General features: G+C 66.4%; 17 protein-coding genes. 10 read left to right on the forward strand and 7 right to left on the reverse strand.

The genetic code is table 11. The features are described from left to right. From hpaD to AC5RUU_RS12670, 4 genes are read right to left on the reverse strand one after another with little or no spacing between them, the layout of a single operon-like run. Complete coding sequence (hpaD, locus tag AC5RUU_RS12655) at positions 1–1,086, reverse strand: 3,4-dihydroxyphenylacetate 2,3-dioxygenase (RefSeq protein ID WP_493975551.1); 1,086 nt, start codon at positions 1,084–1,086, stop codon at positions 1–3. A 39-nt stretch (positions 1,087–1,125) separates the two neighbouring features. Beyond that, positions 1,126–2,667, reverse strand: coding sequence for a 5-carboxymethyl-2-hydroxymuconate semialdehyde dehydrogenase (hpaE, locus tag AC5RUU_RS12660; RefSeq protein WP_493975552.1), 1,542 nt, complete (start codon positions 2,665–2,667; stop codon positions 1,126–1,128). A 38-nt stretch (positions 2,668–2,705) separates the two neighbouring features. Further along, positions 2,706–3,392, reverse strand: coding sequence for a GntR family transcriptional regulator (locus AC5RUU_RS12665; RefSeq protein ID WP_493975553.1), 687 nt, complete (start codon positions 3,390–3,392; stop codon positions 2,706–2,708). Further along, positions 3,385–4,845: a fumarylacetoacetate hydrolase family protein gene (locus AC5RUU_RS12670; protein WP_493975704.1), complete on the reverse strand. Its 1,461-nt coding sequence runs from the start codon at positions 4,843–4,845 to the stop codon at positions 3,385–3,387. Before AC5RUU_RS12670 ends, AC5RUU_RS12665 begins: the two co-directional genes overlap by 8 nt. 220 nt (positions 4,846–5,065) lie before the next feature. On the opposite strand from AC5RUU_RS12670, the gene AC5RUU_RS12675 reads away from it, so the two are divergent. Then, complete coding sequence (locus AC5RUU_RS12675) at positions 5,066–6,973, forward strand: FAD-binding monooxygenase (RefSeq protein WP_493975554.1); 1,908 nt, start codon at positions 5,066–5,068, stop codon at positions 6,971–6,973. Here AC5RUU_RS12675 and AC5RUU_RS12680 read toward each other — a convergent pair. Then, entirely contained in the window at positions 6,955–7,812 is an 858-nt protein-coding gene (locus AC5RUU_RS12680) for a prephenate dehydratase (protein ID WP_493975555.1), read from the reverse strand. The genes AC5RUU_RS12675 and AC5RUU_RS12680 overlap by 19 nt on opposite strands. A 107-nt stretch (positions 7,813–7,919) precedes the next feature. Then, on the reverse strand, positions 7,920–9,839 hold the full coding sequence (locus tag AC5RUU_RS12685) for an amylosucrase (RefSeq protein ID WP_493975556.1): 1,920 nt from the start codon (positions 9,837–9,839) through the stop codon (positions 7,920–7,922). A gap of 167 nt (positions 9,840–10,006) precedes the next feature. Between AC5RUU_RS12685 and AC5RUU_RS12690 the strand changes: the two genes are divergently transcribed. Next, entirely contained in the window at positions 10,007–10,393 is a 387-nt protein-coding gene (locus AC5RUU_RS12690) for a VOC family protein (RefSeq protein WP_493975557.1), read from the forward strand. A 12-nt stretch (positions 10,394–10,405) separates the two neighbouring features. On the opposite strand, the gene AC5RUU_RS12695 is transcribed toward AC5RUU_RS12690, so the two are convergent. After that, positions 10,406–11,074: a GntR family transcriptional regulator gene (locus AC5RUU_RS12695; RefSeq protein ID WP_493975558.1), complete on the reverse strand. Its 669-nt coding sequence runs from the start codon at positions 11,072–11,074 to the stop codon at positions 10,406–10,408. Positions 11,075–11,196: 122 nt separating this feature from the next. Here AC5RUU_RS12695 and glyA point away from each other — a divergent pair, with 122 nt between their 5' ends. The 8 genes from glyA to AC5RUU_RS12735 all read left to right on the forward strand — a co-directional run bounded on the left by glyA (position 11,197) and on the right by AC5RUU_RS12735 (position 20,402). Continuing rightward, positions 11,197–12,537: a serine hydroxymethyltransferase gene (gene glyA / locus AC5RUU_RS12700; protein WP_493975559.1), complete on the forward strand. Its 1,341-nt coding sequence runs from the start codon at positions 11,197–11,199 to the stop codon at positions 12,535–12,537. Beyond that, the gene (locus AC5RUU_RS12705) at positions 12,534–13,754 is read left to right on the forward strand and encodes a sarcosine oxidase subunit beta family protein (RefSeq protein WP_493975560.1); all 1,221 of its coding nucleotides are present in this window, start codon (positions 12,534–12,536) and stop codon (positions 13,752–13,754) included. Before glyA ends, AC5RUU_RS12705 begins: the two co-directional genes overlap by 4 nt. A 28-nt stretch (positions 13,755–13,782) precedes the next feature. After that, positions 13,783–14,193, forward strand: a complete 411-nt coding sequence (locus tag AC5RUU_RS12710; RefSeq protein ID WP_493975561.1) for a sarcosine oxidase subunit delta — start codon at positions 13,783–13,785, stop codon at positions 14,191–14,193. Next, entirely contained in the window at positions 14,190–17,132 is a 2,943-nt protein-coding gene (locus tag AC5RUU_RS12715) for a sarcosine oxidase subunit alpha family protein (protein ID WP_493975562.1), read from the forward strand. The genes AC5RUU_RS12710 and AC5RUU_RS12715 overlap by 4 nt, the downstream gene beginning before the upstream one ends. Further along, positions 17,125–17,769, forward strand: a complete 645-nt coding sequence (locus AC5RUU_RS12720; protein ID WP_493975563.1) for a sarcosine oxidase subunit gamma — start codon at positions 17,125–17,127, stop codon at positions 17,767–17,769. Before AC5RUU_RS12715 ends, AC5RUU_RS12720 begins: the two co-directional genes overlap by 8 nt. Further along, the gene (locus AC5RUU_RS12725) at positions 17,769–19,184 is read left to right on the forward strand and encodes an L-serine ammonia-lyase (RefSeq protein WP_493975564.1); all 1,416 of its coding nucleotides are present in this window, start codon (positions 17,769–17,771) and stop codon (positions 19,182–19,184) included. The genes AC5RUU_RS12720 and AC5RUU_RS12725 overlap by 1 nt, the downstream gene beginning before the upstream one ends. Positions 19,185–19,187: 3 nt before the next feature. Beyond that, positions 19,188–20,084 carry a formyltetrahydrofolate deformylase gene (gene purU / locus AC5RUU_RS12730; protein ID WP_493975565.1) on the forward strand — a complete coding sequence of 299 codons (897 nt, stop codon included), beginning with the start codon at positions 19,188–19,190 and terminating at the stop codon, positions 20,082–20,084. A 117-nt stretch (positions 20,085–20,201) separates the two neighbouring features. Continuing rightward, positions 20,202–20,402 (forward strand): FAD-dependent oxidoreductase, encoded by a 201-nt coding sequence (locus tag AC5RUU_RS12735; protein ID WP_493975566.1) that lies wholly within the window; start codon positions 20,202–20,204, stop codon positions 20,400–20,402. Positions 20,403–20,459 lie beyond the last annotated feature (57 nt).

The following is a 20,459-nucleotide window of genomic DNA, read 5'->3' on the forward strand; positions in this document are numbered from 1 at the left end:
CTACAGCTGCGCCCCCAGCTTGAAACCCGTCCGGTCTGTGTCGGAGGAATCGTCCTTGCGGGTGTAGGAGAAGCCGTCGGCGCCGACGGTGACCGCCATCTCGGACTTTTCCTCGCGTTCGATGACCGGCTGGGGGTTGCCGTCAAGGTCCAGGACCAGTGAGGCCTCGGTGTACCAGGACGGGACCACGGGGTTGCCCCACCAGTCGCGGCGCTGGTTGTCGTGGACGTCCCAGGTGATGGTGGGGTTGTCGGGGTCGCCGGTGTAGTAGTCCTGGGTGTAGATCTCGATGCGGTGGCCGTCGGGGTCCAGGATGTAAAGGTAGAACGCGTTGGACACGCCGTGCCGGCCGGGGCCGCGTTCGATCCGGTCGCTGATCCGCAGGGCGCCCATCTTGTCGCAGATCTGGATGATGTTGTGCTTTTCGTGGGTGGCGAAGGCGACGTGGTGCATGCGGGGGCCGTTGCCGCCGGTGAGGGCGGTGTCGTGGACGGTCTGCTTGCGGTGCATCCAGGCGGCGTAGGTGACGCCGTCGGAATCCTTGATGTCTTCGGAGACGCGGAAGCCGAGGTCCTCCAGGTAGGCGCGGCCGCGGGGCACGTCGGGGGTGACCTGGTTGAAGTGGTCCAGGCGGACCAGTTCCCCGGCGGAGTACAGGTCATAGCGCTGGGTGAGGCGCTCCACGTGCTCCACCTCGTAGAAGAATTCGTAGGGGAAGCCCAGCGGGTCCTCGACGCGGACGGAGTCACCGATGCCCTTGGTGAAGCCCTCCTTTCGGCGCTCGGTCCGGCAGCCCAGTTCCTTGTAGTAGGCCTCGGCGGCATCTACCTCGGCGGGGGACTTCACCCGGTAGGCGAAGGCGGCGACGGCGGCGATGGGTCCCTTGCGCAGCACCAGGTTGTGGTGGATGAACTCCTCCAGCGGGCGGAGGTAGATGTTGTTCTCGTCTTCCTCGGTGACGTGCAGGCCCAGGACGTCGACATAGAACTCGCGGGATTTTGCGAGGTCGGTGACCACGATCTCCATGTAGGCGCAGCGGACGATGTCCGGTGCCGGAACAGAAGGGGTGGGAACGAAGTTTGTCATGATGGTCTCTCTTCTTTGAGCAGGTAAGGGGAGTGGCTCTTAGCCCTCGTTGGCGGCCGAGTCTTCGATGCTGCCGAACTTGGGGGTGTGGACGGTGCCGAGGGTGATGTGCACGGCCTGCTGGTCGGTGTAGAAATCGATGGATCGGTAGCCGCCCTCGTGGCCCAGGCCGGAGGCCTTGACGCCGCCGAACGGGGTGCGCAGGTCGCGGACGTTGTGGCTGTTCAGCCACACCATGCCGGCCTCCACGTTCTGGGAGAAGTTGTGCGCGCGGGTAAGGTTCTGGGTCCAGATGTAGGCTGCGAGGCCGTACCTGGTGTTGTTGGCCAGGGCGAGGGCCTCGTCGTCGTTTTCGAACGGGGTGATCGCGACGACCGGCCCGAAGATCTCCTCCTGGAAGATCCGGGCGTCGGGCGCGACGTCGGCGAACACGGTGGGTGCGATGTAGTTGCCCTCCGGGAGGTGGTCGGGCCGTCCGCCACCGGCCAGCAGCCGGCCTTCGGACTTGCCGACCTCCACGTAGGAGGCCACCTTTTCGTAGTGCTCGGGGTGGACCAGGGCGCCCACCTGGGTCTTGGGGTCGTGCGGGTCACCCACCACGATGTTCTTTGCGCGGGCGGCGTACTTCTCGCAGAACTCGTCATAGATGGCGCGCTCCACCAGGATGCGGGAGCCGGCGGTGCAGCGTTCACCGTTGAGGGAGAAGACACCGAACAGGGCCGAATCGATCGCGGCGTCCAGGTCGGCGTCGGCGAACACCACGCAGGGGGACTTGCCGCCGAGCTCCATGGACAGGCCCTTGAGGTTCTCAGCCGCGTTCCGGAAGATCGTCTGGCCGGTGGTCGTCTCGCCGGTGAAAGAGATCAGCGGGACATCCGGGTGCTTGACCAGCGCGTCGCCGGCTTCCTCGCCCAGGCCATTGACAAGGTTGAAAACGCCGTCCGGGAGGCCGGCGTCCTTGAAGATGGTGGCCCACAACGAGGCCGAGAGGGGGGTGAACTCGGCCGGCTTGAGGACCACGGTGTTGCCGGTGGCCAGGGCCGGGGCGAGTTTCCAGGACTCGAGCATGAACGGGGTGTTCCACGGCGTGATCAGGCCCGCGACGCCGATGGGCTTGCGGTTCACGTAGTTGATCTGCGAGCCCGGCACCTTCATGGCATCGTCGAACTGGGCCACGATCAGGTCCGCGAAGAAGCGGAAGTTCTCCGCGGCGCGGAGGGCCTGGCCCTTGGCCTGGGTGATGGGCAGGCCGGTGTCGAAGGTTTCGAGTTCGGCGAGCCGGGCTTCCTGCGCCTCGACCGCGTCGGCGATCCTGTTCAGGATCCGGGCGCGTTCGCGGGGCTTCATCTTCGGCCAGGGTCCGTTGGTGAATGCTTCGCGGGCGGCGGCGACGGCGAGGTCGATGTCCTCCTTCTGGCCCGCCGCTGCGGTGGCATAGTTCCGGTTGGACACCGGGTCCAGGACGTCGAAGGTCGCCCCGCCCACGGAGTCAACGAACTGGCCGTTGATGTAGTGCTGGATATGGGTGGGAAGGTCCTGGGGCACGTAATGGGTGCTGGTTTCCGGGGCAGTGAACGTCATTGTTGTTTCCTTACTGCTTCTGAACGGGTGGGGGAGTGTCAGATGGTTTTGGCCTGGGCGAGGTAGGCGTCCAGGGTGGCGGAGCGGTGAAGCCGGGCAGCTTTCTCGATGGCGTCAGCGTCGGCACCCGCTTCGATCAGCTGGAGGAGTGCCTCGTGCTCTTCGACCGATTCCCGGGCCCGGCCGGGAACAAAGCGGAACGTGGAGGACCGCAATGCTGCCAGCCTGTTCCAGCCCCGGTGCACCAGGTCCAGGATGTGCGGGTTGGGGCAGTGCTCGAACAGGACGCTGTGGAAGTCCTGGTTGAGCTGGGTGAACCGGACGGGATTAAAGTGCTCAAGGCATTCGCGCATTTCCTCGTTCACAGCGCGGGCCCGGGCAATGGCCGCCGGGTCGATCAGCGGTGCGGACAGAGCGGTGGCGGCACCTTCCACGATGCTGAGCGTCTGCATGGTGTAGAGGTATTCGGTGGGGTCGATCCCGGCGACGGTCGCGCCCACGTTGCGTTCAAACGTCACCAAACCCTCCGCCTCAAGCCGGCGGATGGCTTCCCGGACCGGAACCACACTGAAGCCGAGGTCCTTGGCGATGGTACCCAGCACCAGCCGGTAGCCGGGGGTGTAGGTGCCTTCCACGATCCGCGCCTTGACGGCCTGGTAGGCCTGCTCGGACTTGCTGCCGGCAGGTGTTGCGATGGAAAGGTCAGGAAGGGTCGTTTCAGTCATTTGCCGTGCCTGCTTCCCATTCCTTGTATTTGGCCTGCCATTCTGCGTTCATCGGGTAAAGGCCGTCCACGCTGTTGCCCTGCTTGACCATCTCGAAGATGAAGGCTTCCTCCTTTTCCTGCCGGATGCAGTCCTCGACGAGTTCTTCGGCGATGGCCGGCGGGATGACCAGGATGCCGTCGGAGTCGGCCACGATGATGTCGCCTGGCTGGACGGTAGCGCCGCCGCAGGCGATGGTGATGTCCGTGTCCCAGGGGATGTGGCGGCGGCCCAGCACGGCCGGGTGCGGGTTGGCGAAGTAGGTGGGCATGTCCAGGCCGGCGACGGCGGTGTAGTCGCGGACGCCGCCGTCGGTGATGATGGCCGCGGCGCCGCGGACCTGGGCGCGGAGGGCCAGGATGTCACCCACGGTGCCGGTGCCCTTTTCGCCACGGGCCTCCATGACCAGGATTTCGCCCTCGTTGACGGAGTCGATGGCACGCTTTTGGGCGTTGAATCCGCCGCCGTGGGTCTTGAAGAGGTCTTCCCGGTTGGGGACGTAGCGCAGGGTGCGGGCCAGCCCCACCACACGGCGGTCGGGGCGGGTGGCCTGAAGGCCGTCGATGCTCACGTTGTTCAGTCCGCGCTTGCGCATCTGGGAGGAGAGGGTTGCGGTGGCCACGCTTTCGAGCTTGGCCTTCAGCTCAGGGGACAGGGCAGGTCCGACGGCGGGCAGGCCGGCGGCCTCGCGGGATCCGTACGCCTCCTCCCGCTGCAGGTCATCAACCTTGGGCCCGGCACCAAAGTCCGCGAACGGCGTCGTGCCTTCCTCCACCCGGGTGACCAGGCGGCCAGTCGTCAGGTCACCCGCGGACACCTCCACTTCCAGCACGTCGCCGGGCTGTGCCACGGAGGCGCCGGCAGGGGTGCCCGTGAGGATAATGTCGCCCTCTTCGAGGGTGAGCAGTTGGGAAAGGTCCGCCACCAGCCGGGCGAACGGGAAGAGCAGGTCTCCGGTGGTGTCGTCCTGGACCAGCTCACCGTTGTGCCAGGTGCGGATGCGCAGGTTTGCGGGGTCGACCGCGTCTGCCGGGATGAGTGCCGGGCCCACCGGAGTGAAGCCGTCGCCGCCCTTGGAGCGGAGGTTGGAACCCTTGTCCGCCCAGCGCAGGTCGTAAACCCCGAGGTCGTTGCTGGCGGTGACGGCGGCCACGTGGCTCCAGGCGTCGTCGATACTGACACGGCGGGCGGCCTTGCCGATGACCAGGGCGATCTCGCCTTCATAGCCGAGCAGCTCGCAGCCGGTAGGGCGCTCCACCCGGCCGCCGGACAGCGCCAGGGAGCTGGAGGGCTTCAGGAAATAGGACGGCTGGGCGGGCGTGCGGCCGCGCTGGGCAGCACGGCTGGGGTAGTTGATGTGCACCGCAATCACCTTGCGGGCGGACGCCAATGTCTCCTCGTTGAGCTCCTCCAACACCTTCTCCTCATGAAGTATGAAATCGTATACGATCACTATCGCCCACTTGGTGACCTTCGTCAACCCCGCACTTTCCGCAGTATTTCGGGCCCGCTGCCAGGGCTTGTCGCCCGCATCACATCCGGCGTACAGTTGATGCCAAGCCGAGATATTTCAATTATCGAACCTGTTGTTCTGATATAGAACAAAATAACCCACGATGAAGTGAGGAATTCCCGTGCAGTTTCACCACCACGGTTACGTATCAGGTGACCCCCGCATCCAGCCGGCCGCCGGCGTCGGCATTGACCGCCCCCAGGACCTTCCGGACCAGATGGATGTGCTGATCGTCGGCACGGGCCCTGCAGGCATGCTCGCGGCCGCGCAGCTCTCCCGGTTCCCCAACGTCACCACTCGCATCATCGAGCGGCGCCCCGGGCGGCTCGCAATCGGCCAGGCCGACGGCATCCAGGCCCGCAGTGTGGAAACCTTCCAGGCATTCGGCTTCGCCGAGCGCATCATCGCCGAGGCTTACCGGATCACCGAAATGGCGTTCTGGAAGCCAGACCCCACCAACCACATGCGCATCATTCGAACCGCCCGCACAACGGACGACCCCACCGGTATTAGCGAGTTCCCCCACCTCATCGTGAACCAAGCACGCGTGCTGGACTACTTCGCGGAGTACATGGCGAACGCACCCACCCGCATGACCCCGGACTATGGCTACGAATTCCAAGGCCTGGAGGTTGAGGACGAGGGCGAATACCCGGTTGCCGTGACGCTGCTCCACACTGCCGGTCCGCACGAGGGCAAGGAACGCATCATCCGCGCCAAATACGTGGTGGGGGCCGACGGGGCCAGAAGCAAGGTACGTCAGGCCATCGGCTGCACCCTCGCCGGGGACCAGGCGAACCACGCGTGGGGCGTCATGGACGCGCTCGCCGTCACTGACTTTCCGGACATCCGGACCAAGTGCGCCATCCAGGGTGCCGAGGGCAGCATCCTGCTGATCCCGCGCGAAGGCGGCCACCTGTTCCGCATGTATGTGGACCTGGGCGAGGTGGATCCCAGCACGCACCACGCCGTACGCAACACCAGCATCGAGCAGATCATCGCCAAGGCGAATGCCATCCTGCACCCCTACACGCTGGATGTCCGGAACGTGGCGTGGCACAGCGTGTACGAGGTGGGCCACCGGCTCACGGACCGGTTCGACGACGTCCTGCCGGAGGACCGCGGCACCCGCACCCCGCGAGTCTTCATCACAGGGGACGCCTGCCATACGCACAGCGCCAAAGCGGGACAGGGCATGAATGTGTCCATGCAGGATGGCTTCAACATCGCCTGGAAACTGGGGCATGTCCTGGAGGGCCGCAGCCCGGAAAGCCTGCTGTCCACCTACTCGGCGGAGCGCCAGGTGGTGGCGAAGAACCTGATCGACTTCGACAAACAGTGGTCAGCCATGATGGCCAAGAAGCCCGAGGAGTTTGATGACCCCTCGGAGTTGGAGGATTTCTACGTCCGCACCGCCGAGTTCCCGGCCGGTTTCATGACCCAGTACGCCCCGTCCATGCTGGTGGGCGGTGACGACCATCAGGACCTGGCCTCAGGTTTTACCGTGGGCAAGCGCTTCAAATCCGCCCCTGTGGTGCGGGTAGGCGACACCAACCCCCTGCACCTGGGCCACCACACGACGGCAGACGGCCGCTGGCGGATCTACGTCTTCGCCGATCCCGCCCTCCCCGGGACTGGTTCCGCAACTGACAAGCTCGCCGAGTGGTTCACCGTCTCGCCCGAGTCTCCGCTTGCCGCCACCCCGGCAGACGCCGATCCCGATGCCTGGTTCGACGTGAAGGTGATTTACCAGCAGCCGCACACGGCGATCGACATCGGCGCGGTTCCGGCAGTGTTCAAGCCGCAGGTGGGGCCGTTCAAGCTCACGGACTACGAAAAGGTCTACGCCACCGATTCCAACGCGGACATCTTCGACCTGCGCGGGCTGGACCGCAACGGCGTTGTGGTGGTGGTCCGTCCCGACCAGTACGTTGCCAACGTGCTGCCGCTGACGGCAACGGCGGAGCTGGGCGCATTCTTTGCCCCGCTCCTGCCCGCCCGGAAGCCGCGTCATGCAGCCGCGGTCTGAGCCGTCCGGTAGTCAGCGGCGGCGTAGACGCCGAGGATCCGCACCTCGGTGGTGAAGAAGTCCAGTTCCTCGAGGGCCAGCTTCAACGGCAGGTCCTCGGGGTGGCCTTCGACGTCCGCCATGAACATGGTGGCGGCGAATTCATTGCCCACCATGTAGCTCTCAAGCCGTGTCATGTTCACGCCGTTGGTGGCGAAACCGCCCAGCGCCTTGTACAGGGCAGAGGGGACGTTGCGCACGCGGAACACAAAGCTGGTGACTGCCGGTCCGGAAAGTTTGTCCCGGGCCGGCAGTTCTTTCTCGCGGGCCAGGACCACGAAGCGGGTGGTGTTGGACGGATCGTCCTCCACCCGCGACGCGAGCACTTCCAGGCCGTAGATCTGGGCTGCCAGCGGGGGAGCAAGGGACAGCTTGCGGGGATCGTTCCACTCGCTCACTTCCCGGGCTGATCCCGCCGTATCGCCGGCGATGACCGGCTTCAGTTTGGCCTCGCGGATCAGGCGGCGGCACTGGCCCAGGGCATGGATGTGGCTGTGAACCTCGGTGGCATCCTCGATGGTGCTGCCCGGGATGCCCAGCAGGTCGAAGTGGATGGGCAGGAAGTATTCGCCCACTATCTGCAGGTTGGACTGCGGCAGCAGGATATGGATGTCCGCTACGCGGCCCGCGATGGAGTTCTCGATGGGGATCATGGCCAGGTCGGCCTCGCCGCCGGCCACCAGTTCGAAGGCGTCTTCAAAGCTGGCGCACGGCACGCTCTCCATCTCGGGGAACATTTGCTTGCAGGCAATATTGGAGTTGGCGCCGGGCTCACCCTGGTACGCAATCTTCTGGGGCATGATCCGTATGGTTTCACGGCCGGTGCCCTCCCGCCCAACTAAGTAGCAGCTGATGTCGTTTTGAGCGCTGAAAACGACATCTGCTGCGACCTAGTTGGGGAGGGCGGTCAGGCGGGGGTGACGCGCAACCAGAGGTATTGGCGGGGGACCAGCGTCACGCCTTCGTCCAGGCGCAGTTTCGCTTCCGAGAGAAGGTCGACGGCGGCGGGCAGGAACCCGCCGAAGGTTTCCGCGGGCAGGGACTGGGCGGAGTCGCTGAAGTTGGCGAGGGCCAGGATCCGCGTTTCGCCGCCGTCCGACTCACCTGCCGGCCGCTGGTACGCCAGGACGCCCCGGTTGTGGGTCTCGAAATCGAGAAGCTTCGTGCCGGCGAGTTCAGGGGCAGCGCCGCGGAGCTCGATCATCCGCTTCAGCCCGGCGTACACGGCGCCTTCCGGCGTGGAGGGGTCGTTGCGGCGGGCGTACTGTTCCGCAGGGTAGTGTGGCCGGTGCACCCAGCGGCTGTCCTCCTCGTGGCCCGGTTCCTCCGCGTAGCGGTAATCGTTGACCTGGCCCACCTCGTCGCCCAGGTACAGAAGAGGGATGCCGCCGGTGCTGAAGGCAACCGAATGGGCCAGGAGAATCCGTTCCACCGCCTCAGCCGGGTTCACCTCCATGCCGCACAGCGACGCCGTCGTGCCTGATATGCGGCAGTCGCCGGTGCGCGGGTTGTCCTGGAAGGGTACGCCGCGGGCGAAGCTGCCGGGGAACCGGTTGACGTAGAAGGAGTTCAGGAAGCGGCGGTGCTCGAAGCCGTTGATGCCCAGCTCGGCCGCGTCCTCGTCCGCGAAGGTCCAGCCGATGTCGTCATGGCTGCGTACATAGTTGACCCATGAGGTGCCTGCCGGGATGTTGTGCCGCCGCTTCAGGGCCTGTGCCAGGAGCGAGGCGTCGCGGGTGGCGAGGGATTCCCAGATGAGCGCCATTTGCAGCGGGTTGTAGGAGATTTGGCATTCGGCGGGGTCGATGTAAAGCGCCACCTCGTCCGGATGCACGATGGCCTCGGACTTGAACAGCAGTGATGGCGCCGCCAGCCGGCATACTGCATTGAAGGCCCGCAGGAGGGTGTGTGCCTCCGGCCGGCTTTCGCAGGAGGTGCCCAGCTGTTTCCAGATGAAGGCCACGGCGTCCATGCGGAGGATTTCCACGCCCTGGTTGGCCAGGAACAGCATCTCGCCGGCCATTGCACGGAAAACATCGGGGTTGGAGTAGTTCAGGTCCCATTGGTAGGTGTGGAAGGTTGCCCAGACCCACCGGCCGTCCGCCATCTGGATGAAGGAGCCGGGGTGGTTCTCCGGGAAGATCTCACGCACGTTCTGCTCGAAGGCGTCCGGCATGGTCCGGTCCGGGTAAATCCAGTAGTAGCCGCTGTATTCGGGGTCGCCGGCGGCCGCTTTGCGGGCCCACTCGTGCTCGTCCGAGGTGTGGTTGAAGATGAAGTCCACCACCAGGCTGATCCCGTTGCTCCGGAGTTCGGCCGCCAGGGAGCGCAACTGCTCCATGGTTCCCAGCTTCGGGTTGACCTGACGGTAGCTGGACACCGCGTAGCCGCCATCGGAGTGCGGCTCGGGTGCCAGGAACAGCGGCATGAGGTGGAGGTAGGTGAGGCCCAGCTCCTTGAAGTAGGGGATCCTGGCGCGCACCCCCTCCAGGCTCTCCGCGTAGCGGTCCACGTAGCAGACGCCGCCCAGCATGGTGTTGGCCTGGAACCAGCCGCTGTCGCCTTCGCGTTGGGAGTCCAGGGCCTTTAATTCCGCCGGCCGCTCCTGCCAGGACCGGGCGCATTGCACAACGAGTGCTGCTAACTGGTCCTGCCAGTCCGGACGGGAATCGTAGAGGGAGCCGAAGAGATCGGCCAAGACCGGCAGGTACTGGTCCAGGCGCTGGCCGAATGCCGGATCCGGGACCAGCCCGTTGCCCCGTTCACGGGACAGTGCTGCCAGCACATGCTCCATCCGAGCTTCGTCCACCTTGGCGGTTTCCTGCATTCGCGCGGCCCCTTCCAACGTCCGCCGGCGGTTCCGGCAACACCACTACGGAAGTATTCCACGTCACCCCCTGGAAGGAGTGTCCGACGGCGGTACATGACTTTTCCGCCGGGCGTCTCCTGGGAGTGGGGTTCTTCGGGCAGCCAAGTTCTCCTACAGTGGGCTTCATGTCCTGCCGTATCAGCGAACTGGTCCTGAACTGCTCCGACCCCGAAGAACTTGCACGGTTCTGGTGCGGGGTCCTTGGCTACGTCGAACTCGACCGTGAGGACGGTGCCATCGAGATCGGCCCGCCCGGCGCCGGCTTTGGCGGTTTGCAGCCCACCATCATCCTGAGTCCCAGCAGCGGTCCGCGGACCGGACGGCTCCCTTTGCACATCGACGTCAACCCCGTGGACCGGGACCAGGACGCCGAGCTGGAACGGCTGCTTGCCCTCGGAGCCCGTCCTGCCGACGTCGGGCAGACCGGCGACGAACCGTGGCACGTCCTTGCCGACCCGGAAGGAAATGAGTTCTGCCTCCTGCGCAAACGGCTTGAGCCCCTGGGCAAGTAAGCCCCGCCGCGCCTAAAGCACGCTGCGGATGGCGTGTTCGAAGCTGGTGACGTGTTCGAGGGCCAGCTTGCCCGCCCGCTCCGCGTCGCCGTCGGCGATCGCCTCCAGCAGCTCGGCGTGCTCTGAGACGTGCTCTGCCACGGCGGGCACTTTCTCAAGAACCATGCACCAGATTCGGGTGGCCAGGTTGTCGTAGCGGATCAGCACATCCTCCAGGTGGGCATTGCCCGCCGCGCGGTAGATGAGCCGGTGGACCTTGATGTCGTACCGCATGAGGTCGTACGGGCTGTCCGTGGTGCCCATCCTCGCGATCGCGGCAGCCGTCTCCCGCAGCTCGGTCCGCAAGGCGGGAGTGGCGAGCTTGGCGGCGCGCCTCGCGGCCAGCGGCTCCAGGGATTCCCGGAGTTCCGAGACGTCGGCGAGTTCGGTGATGTCCACGATGGTGGCGAACGTCCCGCGCCGCGGGTAGGAGACCACAAGGTGGTCGCTTTCGAGGCGCTTCAGGGCTTCCCGCACGGGGGTTCGCCCGATGCCCATCTCTGCTGCGAGCTTCCCGTCGTTGATGGGATCACCGGGGCGGATGTCAAGCATGATGAGCCGGTCCCGAAGATGCCGGTAGGCCCGTTCGGCCAAGGAGAGGTCACCGCCGGCGGTCAGGTGGTTCTCGAGTGTCAGGCTCATAAGGGGCTCCCCGGCTTGCTATTGACTCGTGCGTGATGTGCAACATACTATTGCGTCAGTTCTAATATATCAGTTGCAGATCAGTAATAGATCAACAACTCCAAGCGCTTTCAAGGAGAACCATGCAGAACGTACTGAACGCCTCACTGGCCCAGGTTGACGCTGATGTTGCTGCCGCCGTAGCAAAGGAGCTGGAGCGGCAGCAGTCCACCCTCGAGATGATCGCCTCGGAGAACTTTGCTCCGTCCGCCGTGATGGAAGCCCAGGGCTCGGTCCTGACCAACAAGTACGCCGAGGGCTACCCCGGGAAGCGCTACTACGGCGGCTGCGAGCACGTGGACGTCATCGAGCAGCTCGCCATCGACCGCGTCAAGGCTTTGTTCGGTGCCGAATTCGCCAACGTGCAGCCGCACTCCGGCGCGCAGGCCAACGCTGCCGCCATGTTCGCCCTGCTGAACCCGGGCGACACCATCCTGGGCCTCTCCCTGGCCCACGGCGGCCACCTGACCCACGGCATGAAGATCAACTTCTCCGGCAAGCTCTACAACGTGGTCCCGTACCACGTCCGCGAGTCAGACCTCCGCGTGGACATGGCCGAAGTGGAGCGCCTGGCCCTGGAACACAAGCCCAAACTGATCGTGGCCGGCTGGTCCGCCTACTCCCGCCAGCTGGACTTCGCCGAGTTCCGCCGCATCGCCGACCTCGTGGGTGCCTACCTGATGGTGGACATGGCCCACTTCGCCGGCCTGGTGGCTGCAGGACTGCACCCCAACCCCGTCCCCTACGCGGACATCGTCACCACCACCACCCACAAGACCCTGGGCGGACCCCGCGGCGGCGTCATCATGGCCAAGGAGGAGTACGCCAAGAAGATCAACAGCGCCGTATTCCCGGGCCAGCAGGGCGGACCCCTGGAGCACGTCATCGCTGCCAAGGCCGTGGCCTTCAAGCTGGCCGCCGCCCCTGAATTCAAGGAACGCCAGGAGCGCGTCCTGCACGGCGCCAAGCTGATCGCCGAGCGCCTGCTGCAGTCCGACGTCGGGGCCGCCGGCATCTCCGTGGTCAACGGCGGAACCGATGTCCACCTGGTCCTCGTGGACCTGCGCAACTCCGAACTCGACGGCCAGCAGGGCGAGGACGCGCTGCACCGGATCGGCATCACCGTCAACCGCAACGCTGTCCCGTTCGACCCCCGCCCGCCGATGGTTTCTTCCGGACTGCGCATCGGCACTCCGGCCCTGGCCGCCCGCGGCTTCGGCGCCGCCGAGTTCACCGAAGTCGCGGACATCATCGCCACGGCTCTCATCGCCGCAGCCGGCACCGGCACCCTGGCCGAGGACACCGCCAGCGAACTCCGCAGCCGCGTCACCGCCCTCGCCGACAAGTTCCCCCTCTACCCGCACCTCAACGACGACGCCGCCCTGGCCGCCGCCGAGGCAGACCTGATTGGAGCCGCCCAGTGAGCACGCACCAGCTTCCGGAGCACCCGGACTTCCTCTGGCGGAACCCGGAGCCCAAATCCTCCTATGACGCGGTGGTAGTGGGCGGCGGCGGGCACGGCCTGGCCACCGCATACTTCCTCGCGAAGAACCACGGCATGACCAACATCGCCGTCCTCGAAAAGGGCTGGCTGGCCGGCGGCAACATGGCCCGGAACACCACCATCATCCGGTCCAACTACCTCTGGGACGAGAGCGCCGCCATCTACGAGCACGCCCTCAAGCTGTGGGAAATCCTGCCGGAGGAGCTCGAGTACGACTTCCTCTTTAGCCAGCGCGGCGTGATGAACCTGGCCCACACCCTGGGCGACGTGCGCGAAAGCATGCGCCGGGTGGGCGCCAACAAGCTCAACGGCGTGGACGCTGAATGGCTGGACCCGCAGCAGGTCAAGGAACTCTGCCCCATCCTGAACATCAGCGACAACATCCGCTACCCCGTCATGGGCGCCACCTACCAGCCGCGCGCAGGCATCGCCAAGCACGACCACGTCGCCTGGGCCTTCGCCCGCAAGTGTGACGAAATGGGCGTGGACATCATCCAGAACTGCGAAGTCACCGGCTTCCTGAAGGACGGCAACAAGGTGGTGGGCGTCAAGACCACCCGCGGCACCATCAACACCGAAAAGGTGGGCCTCTGCGCCGCCGGGCACAGCTCGGTCCTGGCCGAAATGGCCGGCTTCCAGCTCCCCATCCAGTCCCACCCGCTGCAGGCCCTGGTGTCCGAGCTCCACGAGCCGGTCCACCCCACCGTGGTCATGTCCAACCACGTCCACGTCTACGTCTCCCAGGCGCACAAGGGCGAACTGGTCATGGGCGCCGGCATTGACTCCTACAACGGCTACGGCCAGCGCGGCTCCTTCCACGTGATCGAGCAGCAGATGGCCGCCGCCGTCGAACTCTTCCCCATCTTCGCCCGGGCCCACGTGCTCCGGACCTGGGGCGGAATCGTGGACACCACGCTGGACGCCTCCCCGATCGTGGGCACCACGCCGGTGGACAACATGTTCGTGAACTGCGGCTGGGGCACCGGCGGGTTCAAGGGAACTCCGGCCGCCGGAATGACCTTCGCCCACACCATCGCTACCGGCGTCCCGCACAAGCTGAACCAGCCGTTCTCCCTGGAGCGCTTCGAAACCGGCGCACTCATCGACGAACACGGCGCCGCCGCCGTGGCCCACTAGCCGCTGCCACCACAGAAAGACAACGCACATGTTGCTGATTCCATGCCCCAACTGCGGCCCCCGGGATGAAACCGAATTCCACTACGGCGGCCAGGCCCACGTGGCGTACCCCGAAAACCCGAACGAACTGAACGACGTGGAGTGGTCCCGGTACCTCTTCTACCGCGAGAACCCCAAGGGCACCTTCGCGGAGCGGTGGGTGCACAGCACCGGCTGCCGCCAATGGTTCAACATGCTCCGGGACACCGTGAGCTATGACATCAAGGCCATCTACCCCATGGGCACGCTCCGGCCGGACCTGGCCGGAAAGCAGACCGCGGAATCCGGCACTGCCAGCACAGCCGCCGACAGCACCACTACCGGGACAGCCGCGCCCGACACCTCAGGCACAAGCATTTCCCACGCCACCCCTGCAGCCCCGGAAGGAGCAGCCCAGTGACTTCCCAGAACGCCCGCCTCGCAACCGGCGGCCGCATCGACCGCACCATCTCCTGGCGTTTCACCGTCGACGGTGAGGAATACACGGGCCACCCGGGGGACACGCTCGCCTCGGCGCTGCTCGCCAACGGCCGCGTCGCCGTCGGTAGCTCCCTCTACGAGGACCGTCCCCGCGGCATTCTGGCCGCCGGCGTGGAGGAACCCAACGCCCTCGTCAAGATCGCTGCCCGCTTCCCGGGCCACGTGGCTGAGTCCATGCTGCCCGCCACCACCGTTTCCCTGGTGGACGGCCTGAAGGCCGAACTGCTGAACGGACTGGGCCGGCTGGATCCTGACGAGGACCGCGCCGAGTACGACAAGAAGTACGTCCACACCGACGTCCTGGTTATTGGCGGCGGCCCCGCCGGCCTGGCCGCGGCCCGCGAAGCCGTCCGCACCGGCGCCCGCGTCATGCTCCTGGACGACCAGCCCGAGCTGGGCGGCTCGCTGCTGTCCGGCTCCACTTCGCCGGAGCGTGCCGAGACCATCGAAGGCAAGCCCGCACTGGAGTGGGTCGCAGACGTGGAGGCCGAACTGGTCTCCGGCGCGGAATCCACTGTCCTGAACCGCACCACGGCGTTCGGCGCGTATGACGCCAACTACGTCATTGCCGTGCAGAACCGCACCGACCACCTCTCCAGCCCCGCCGCCCCCGGCGTGTCCCGGCAGCGGATTTGGCACATCCGTGCCAAGCAGGTTGTCCTGGCACCCGGTGCCCACGAGCGTCCGCTGGTGTTCGAGAACAACGACCGCCCGGGCATCATGCTCGCCTCGGCAGTCCGCAGCTACCTGAACCGCTACGCGGTCGCCGCCGGCCAGCGCGTGGTCATCAGCACCACCAATGACAGCGCCTACGCCCTGGCCGCCGACCTCCAGGATGCCGGTGTCAAGGTCGCCGCCGTTGTGGATGCCCGACCGCAGGTTTCGCCGGCGGCAGCCGCTGCCGTCGAGGCAGGCACCCGGGTGCTGATCGGCAGTGCCGTTGCCAACACGTCGGCAGATGCGGATGGCCGCCTGAATGGCGTCACCGTCCGCAGCATCAACGACGACGGCGAGCTCACCTCGGGCGTCGAGCAGATGGCCTGTGACCTGCTGGCCGTGTCCGGCGGCTGGAGCCCGCTGGTGCACCTGCACTCCCAGCGCCAGGGCAAGCTGCGCTGGGACGAGGACCTCGCCGCGTTCGTGCCGAGCACCGTGGTACCCAACCAGCAGACCATCGGCTCCGGCCGCGGCTCCTTCGCTACCGGAGACTGCGTCACCGAAGGTATTTCCGCGGGTGCATCCGCAGCCATCGCCGCCGGTTTCAGCTCCGCCGTCGAGCCGTCCCCGCTCGGTGAGCCGAAGGCTGCCGCCCCCACCCGCCAGCTGTGGCTGGTGCCGGGGGAGAACGGTACCCCGGACGACTGGCACCACCACTTCGTGGACTTCCAGCGCGACCAGTCCGTGGCCGACGTCCTGCGCTCCACCGGAGCCGGCATGCGCTCCGTTGAACACGTGAAGCGCTACACCTCCATCAGCACCGCCAACGACCAGGGCAAGACCTCCGGCGTCAACGCCATCGGCGTCATCGCCGCGGCACTCCGCACGGCCGGCGAAGCATCACGCGGCATCGGCGACATCGGCACCACCACGTACCGGGCACCGTTCACCCCGGTGGCCTTCTCTGCACTGGCCGGCCGCCAGCGCGGCGAGCTCTTCGACCCCGCCCGCATCACGTCCATCCACCCGTGGCACGTGGCCAAGGGCGCCCTGTTCGAGGACGTGGGACAGTGGAAGCGGCCCTGGTACTACCCGCAGCCGGGCGAGGACATGGACGCTGCCGTGCTGCGCGAGTGCGCCGCCGTCCGTGATTCCGTGGGCTTTATGGACGCCACCACGCTGGGCAAGATCGAGATCCGCGGCAAGGACGCGGGCGAGTTCCTCAACCGCGTCTACACCAACGCGTTCAAGAAGCTGGCCCCGGGTTCGGCACGGTACGGCGTCATGTGCACGCCGGACGGCATGATCTTCGACGACGGCGTCACGCTCCGCCTCGACGAGGACCGCTACTTCATGACCACCACCACCGGCGGCGCCGCCAAGGTGCTGGACTGGCTGGAGGAGTGGCTGCAGACCGAATGGCCGGAACTGGACGTGCACTGCACCTCGGTGACCGAACAGTGGAGCACCATCGCCGTCGTCGGGCCCAAATCCCGCGCCGTGATCGCGAAGCTGGCACCGGAACTTGCCGCCGCCGGCGGCCTGGAGACCGAGGCTTTCCCGTTTATGACCTTCCGGGAAACCACCCTCGCCTCCGGCGTCCGTGCCCGGATCTGCCGGATCTCCTTCTCCGGTGAACTGGCCTATGAAATCAACGTTCCCACCTGGTACGGGCTCAACACCTGGGAAGCGGTGGCCGCTGCGGGTGCCGAGTTCAACATCACCCCGTACGGCACCGAGACCATGCACGTGCTGCGCGCCGAGAAGGGCTACCCCATCGTGGGGCAGGACACCGACGGCACCGTCACGCCGCAGGACGCGGGCATGGAATGGATCGTCTCCAAGGCCAAGGACTTCATCGGCAAGCGGTCCTACTCCAGGGTGGACCAGCAGCGCGAAGACCGCAAGCACCTGGTCAGCGTCCTGCCGGTGGACGGCACGCTGCGGCTGCCCGAAGGCACCCAGCTGGTGGAAAAGGGCCGCTCCACCAACCCGGCCTACGGGCCCGTGCCCATGGAGGGCTTCGTCACCTCCAGCTACCACAGCGCAGCACTGGGCCGGTCGTTCGGCCTGGCCCTGATCAAGAACGGCCGCAACCGCATCGGCGAAACCCTGGTGGCCGCCGCCGGCGACCAGCTGGTGGACGTGGTTGTGGCAGAAACAGTGCTTTTTGACTCAGAAGGGACCCGTAAAGATGGCTGAAACAGCAGCATCCCCCGCCCAGAGCTCCGCGGAAAAGAACCTCTCCGTCCGCATCAGCCCGGCAGCACAGCTGCGGGACGCCTTCACGGCCGGCTCGCTGGCGGGCACGGTGGAACTGTCCGAGCGGCCCTTCCTCACGCTGGTGGGACTCCGGGCTGACGCCGGCTCCGACGCCGGGCAGCGGCTCGCTTCGGTCACCGGCGGCCTGCCCGCGCAGTGTGGCGGCGTTGTGGCCAACGGCGATATCTCGGTCCTCTGGCTGGGACCTGCAGAGTTCCTGGTGGTTGCCCCCACCGAGGCGCACGAGTCCCTGGGCGGCGACCTGATCCAGGCCCTGCAGGACGCCCTGGCCGACGGCCAGGGCCAGGTGGTGGACCTCTCCGCCAACCGGACCACCTTCGAATTGACCGGCCCCCGGGCGCGGGCCGTCCTCGAGAAGGGCTGCTCGCTGGACCTGCACCCCCGGGAGTTCAAGGCCGGGACCGCCTACTCCACCGAGATTGCGAACATTCCCACGATCCTGTGGAAGACGGGCGAGGAGTCCTACCGGATCTTCCCCCGGGCGTCCTTCGCTGAATTCCTGGGCCGCTGGCTCCTGGACGCCATGCGGGAGTATGCCTCACCCGAGGTCCCCTGATGGCGCTCAGCGTCCTTGACCTGTTTTCCGTCGGCATCGGGCCCTCGTCGTCACACACGGTGGGCCCGATGCGGGCGGCGAAGCAGTTCGCCGACGGCTTGAAGGCTGACGGGCACCTCAGCTCCACCGTCCGGGTCCAGTCGGAACTGTTCGGTTCACTCGGTGCCACCGGGCGCGGGCACGGCTCGGACAAGGCCGTTGTCCTGGGGCTGCAGGGCCTGGAACCGGAAACCGTGAACACCTTCACGGCCGATGACCAAGTGGCGGCGGCCGCCCTGGACGCTGAACTCCACATCGCCGGCACCCACCGGGTGGACTTCAACTGGGACGAGGACGTGGTGCTGCACCGGCGCAAGTCCCTTCCGGCCCACCCCAACGGTATGACCTTCCGGGCGCTGGACCATCACGGGTCGGTGCTGAGCGAGCGGAGCTTCTATTCAATTGGGGGCGGCTTCGTGGTGGACGGTGACGCCGAGGGGGCGGACAAGGTGGTGGCGGATGACACCGTCCTGCCCTACCAGTTCAGCACCGCGGACGAACTGCTGGAGATTTGCAGCCGCGAAAACATGTCCATCTCCGACGTCATGCTCGCCAACGAGCTGACTTGGCACACCGAGGCCGAGCTCCGGGAAAAGCTGCTGGGGCTGTGGGCCGTCATGCGCGAATGCGTGGAGAACGGCTGCAACGCCGAGGGCATCTTGCCCGGCGGGCTGAAGGTGCCCCGCCGCGCGCCCGCCCTATACCGCACCCTGACGGCGTCCGCCGCCAGCGCGGAAGCCGCGGCAGCAACGCCGTCGCCCGTCCAGGCACCGGCGGACCCGCTGCTGGCCATGGAGTGGGTGAACCTGTTCGCCCTCGCCGTGAATGAGGAGAACGCCGCGGGCGGGCGCATCGTCACCGCCCCCACCAACGGAGCGGCCGGAATCGTGCCCGCCGTGCTGCACTACTACGTGAAGTTTGTTCCGGGAGCCGACGACGACGGCGTGGTCCGCTTCCTGCTGGCGGCGGCCGCCGTCGGAATCCTTTTCAAGACGAATGCCTCTATTTCCGGCGCCGAGGTTGGCTGCCAGGGCGAGGTGGGCTCGGCCTGCTCCATGGCCGCCGCCGGCCTCTGCGAGGTGCTGGGCGGAACGCCCGCCCAGGTGGAAAACGCCGCAGAGGTGGGTATCGAGCACAACCTGGGCCTGACCTGCGATCCCGTGGGCGGGCTGGTGCAGATCCCGTGCATCGAGCGGAATGCCATCGCCAGCGTCAAGGCCATCAACGCGGCCCGGCTGGCCCTGCACGGGGACGGCAGCCACAAGGTCTCGCTGGACAAGGCCATCAAGACTATGCGCGACACAGGAGCCGACATGAAAACCAAGTACAAGGAAACCTCCCGAGGAGGACTCGCCGTGAATGTGATCGAGTGCTGAGCCATGACTGCCACTGAAACCAATACCCCTGCTCCCCACGCGCGCACCAGCGTGGAGCACGTCCTCACCCTCGACTGCCCGGAAGGGCCGGGCATCGTGCACGCCGTCTCCGGTTTCCTGCTGGAACACGGCTGCGACATCATCGACAACAAGCAGTTTGGTGAGCGGTCCGAGAGCCACTTCTTCATGCGCGTGCATTTCGTCTCCGAGGGGGACGACTCCACGCTGCAGGTCCTGCGGGACTCGTTTGCCCCCGTGGCCGAAAAGTTCGGCATGCGGTGGCAGCTGGAGCGCCAGGGCTCCAAGCGCCGGGTGCTGATTATGGTGTCCAAGTTCGGCCACTGCCTGAACGACCTGCTGTTCCGGGCACGGATCGGCGAGCTGCCGGTGGACGTCGTGGCCGTGGTGTCCAACCACCGGGACCACCAGGCGCTGGTTGAGTGGCACGGCATCCCGTTCCACCACATCCCGGTCACGGCTGCCACCAAGCCTGAGGCTGAAGCCCGGCTCATGGACCTGGTGGACGGGCTCGACGTTGAACTGGTGGTGCTTGCCCGCTACATGCAGGTCCTCAGCGACGAGCTGACCCGCAAGCTGGACGGCCGGGCCATCAACATCCACCACTCGTTCCTGCCCAGCTTCAAGGGTGCCAAGCCCTACCACCAGGCCTATGCCCGCGGGGTCAAGACGGTGGGCGCCACGGCGCACTACGTCAACGCTGAGCTGGACGAGGGACCCATCATCGCCCAGCAGGTGGTGGAGGTCGACCACACGCACGGTCCCGAGGATCTGGTGGCCGCAGGCCGCGATACGGAATGCAAGGCGCTCTCCAATGCGGTCCGCTGGCACTGCGAAGGAAGGGTCATCCTGCAGGGGAACAGGACCGTGGTGCTCCGGTAACGGTACAGCACAGCAAGCACCGCCGGCCGCAACGGCCTGATGGGCTAAGCCCATCATGCCCCTGCCTGGCGCCCACCGGCGCCAGGCAGGGGCATCGTGCGTTAAGCAGTGCGCCCGGTGCACCGCACGGGGTTCCTTTCCACCTCCCTGGCCGCCCTCCAGGCGGTTCACGGCAACGTCCTGTTTGCGGGCTCCGACATCGCCAACGGATGGGGCGGATTCATTGACGGCGCCATTGAAAGCGGCATGGAGGCCTCGCTTGAGGCTGCTTCCCTGCTGGCTCGTCCGCGCGGCGCTGCGCTGACCGACAATAACTGATCGCTGCAGGACAAAGCGCTGCGGAAGTCCTTTGCCAAGCTGGATTCCACAGACATT

Source organism: Arthrobacter sp. K4-10C, from assembly GCF_059090085.1.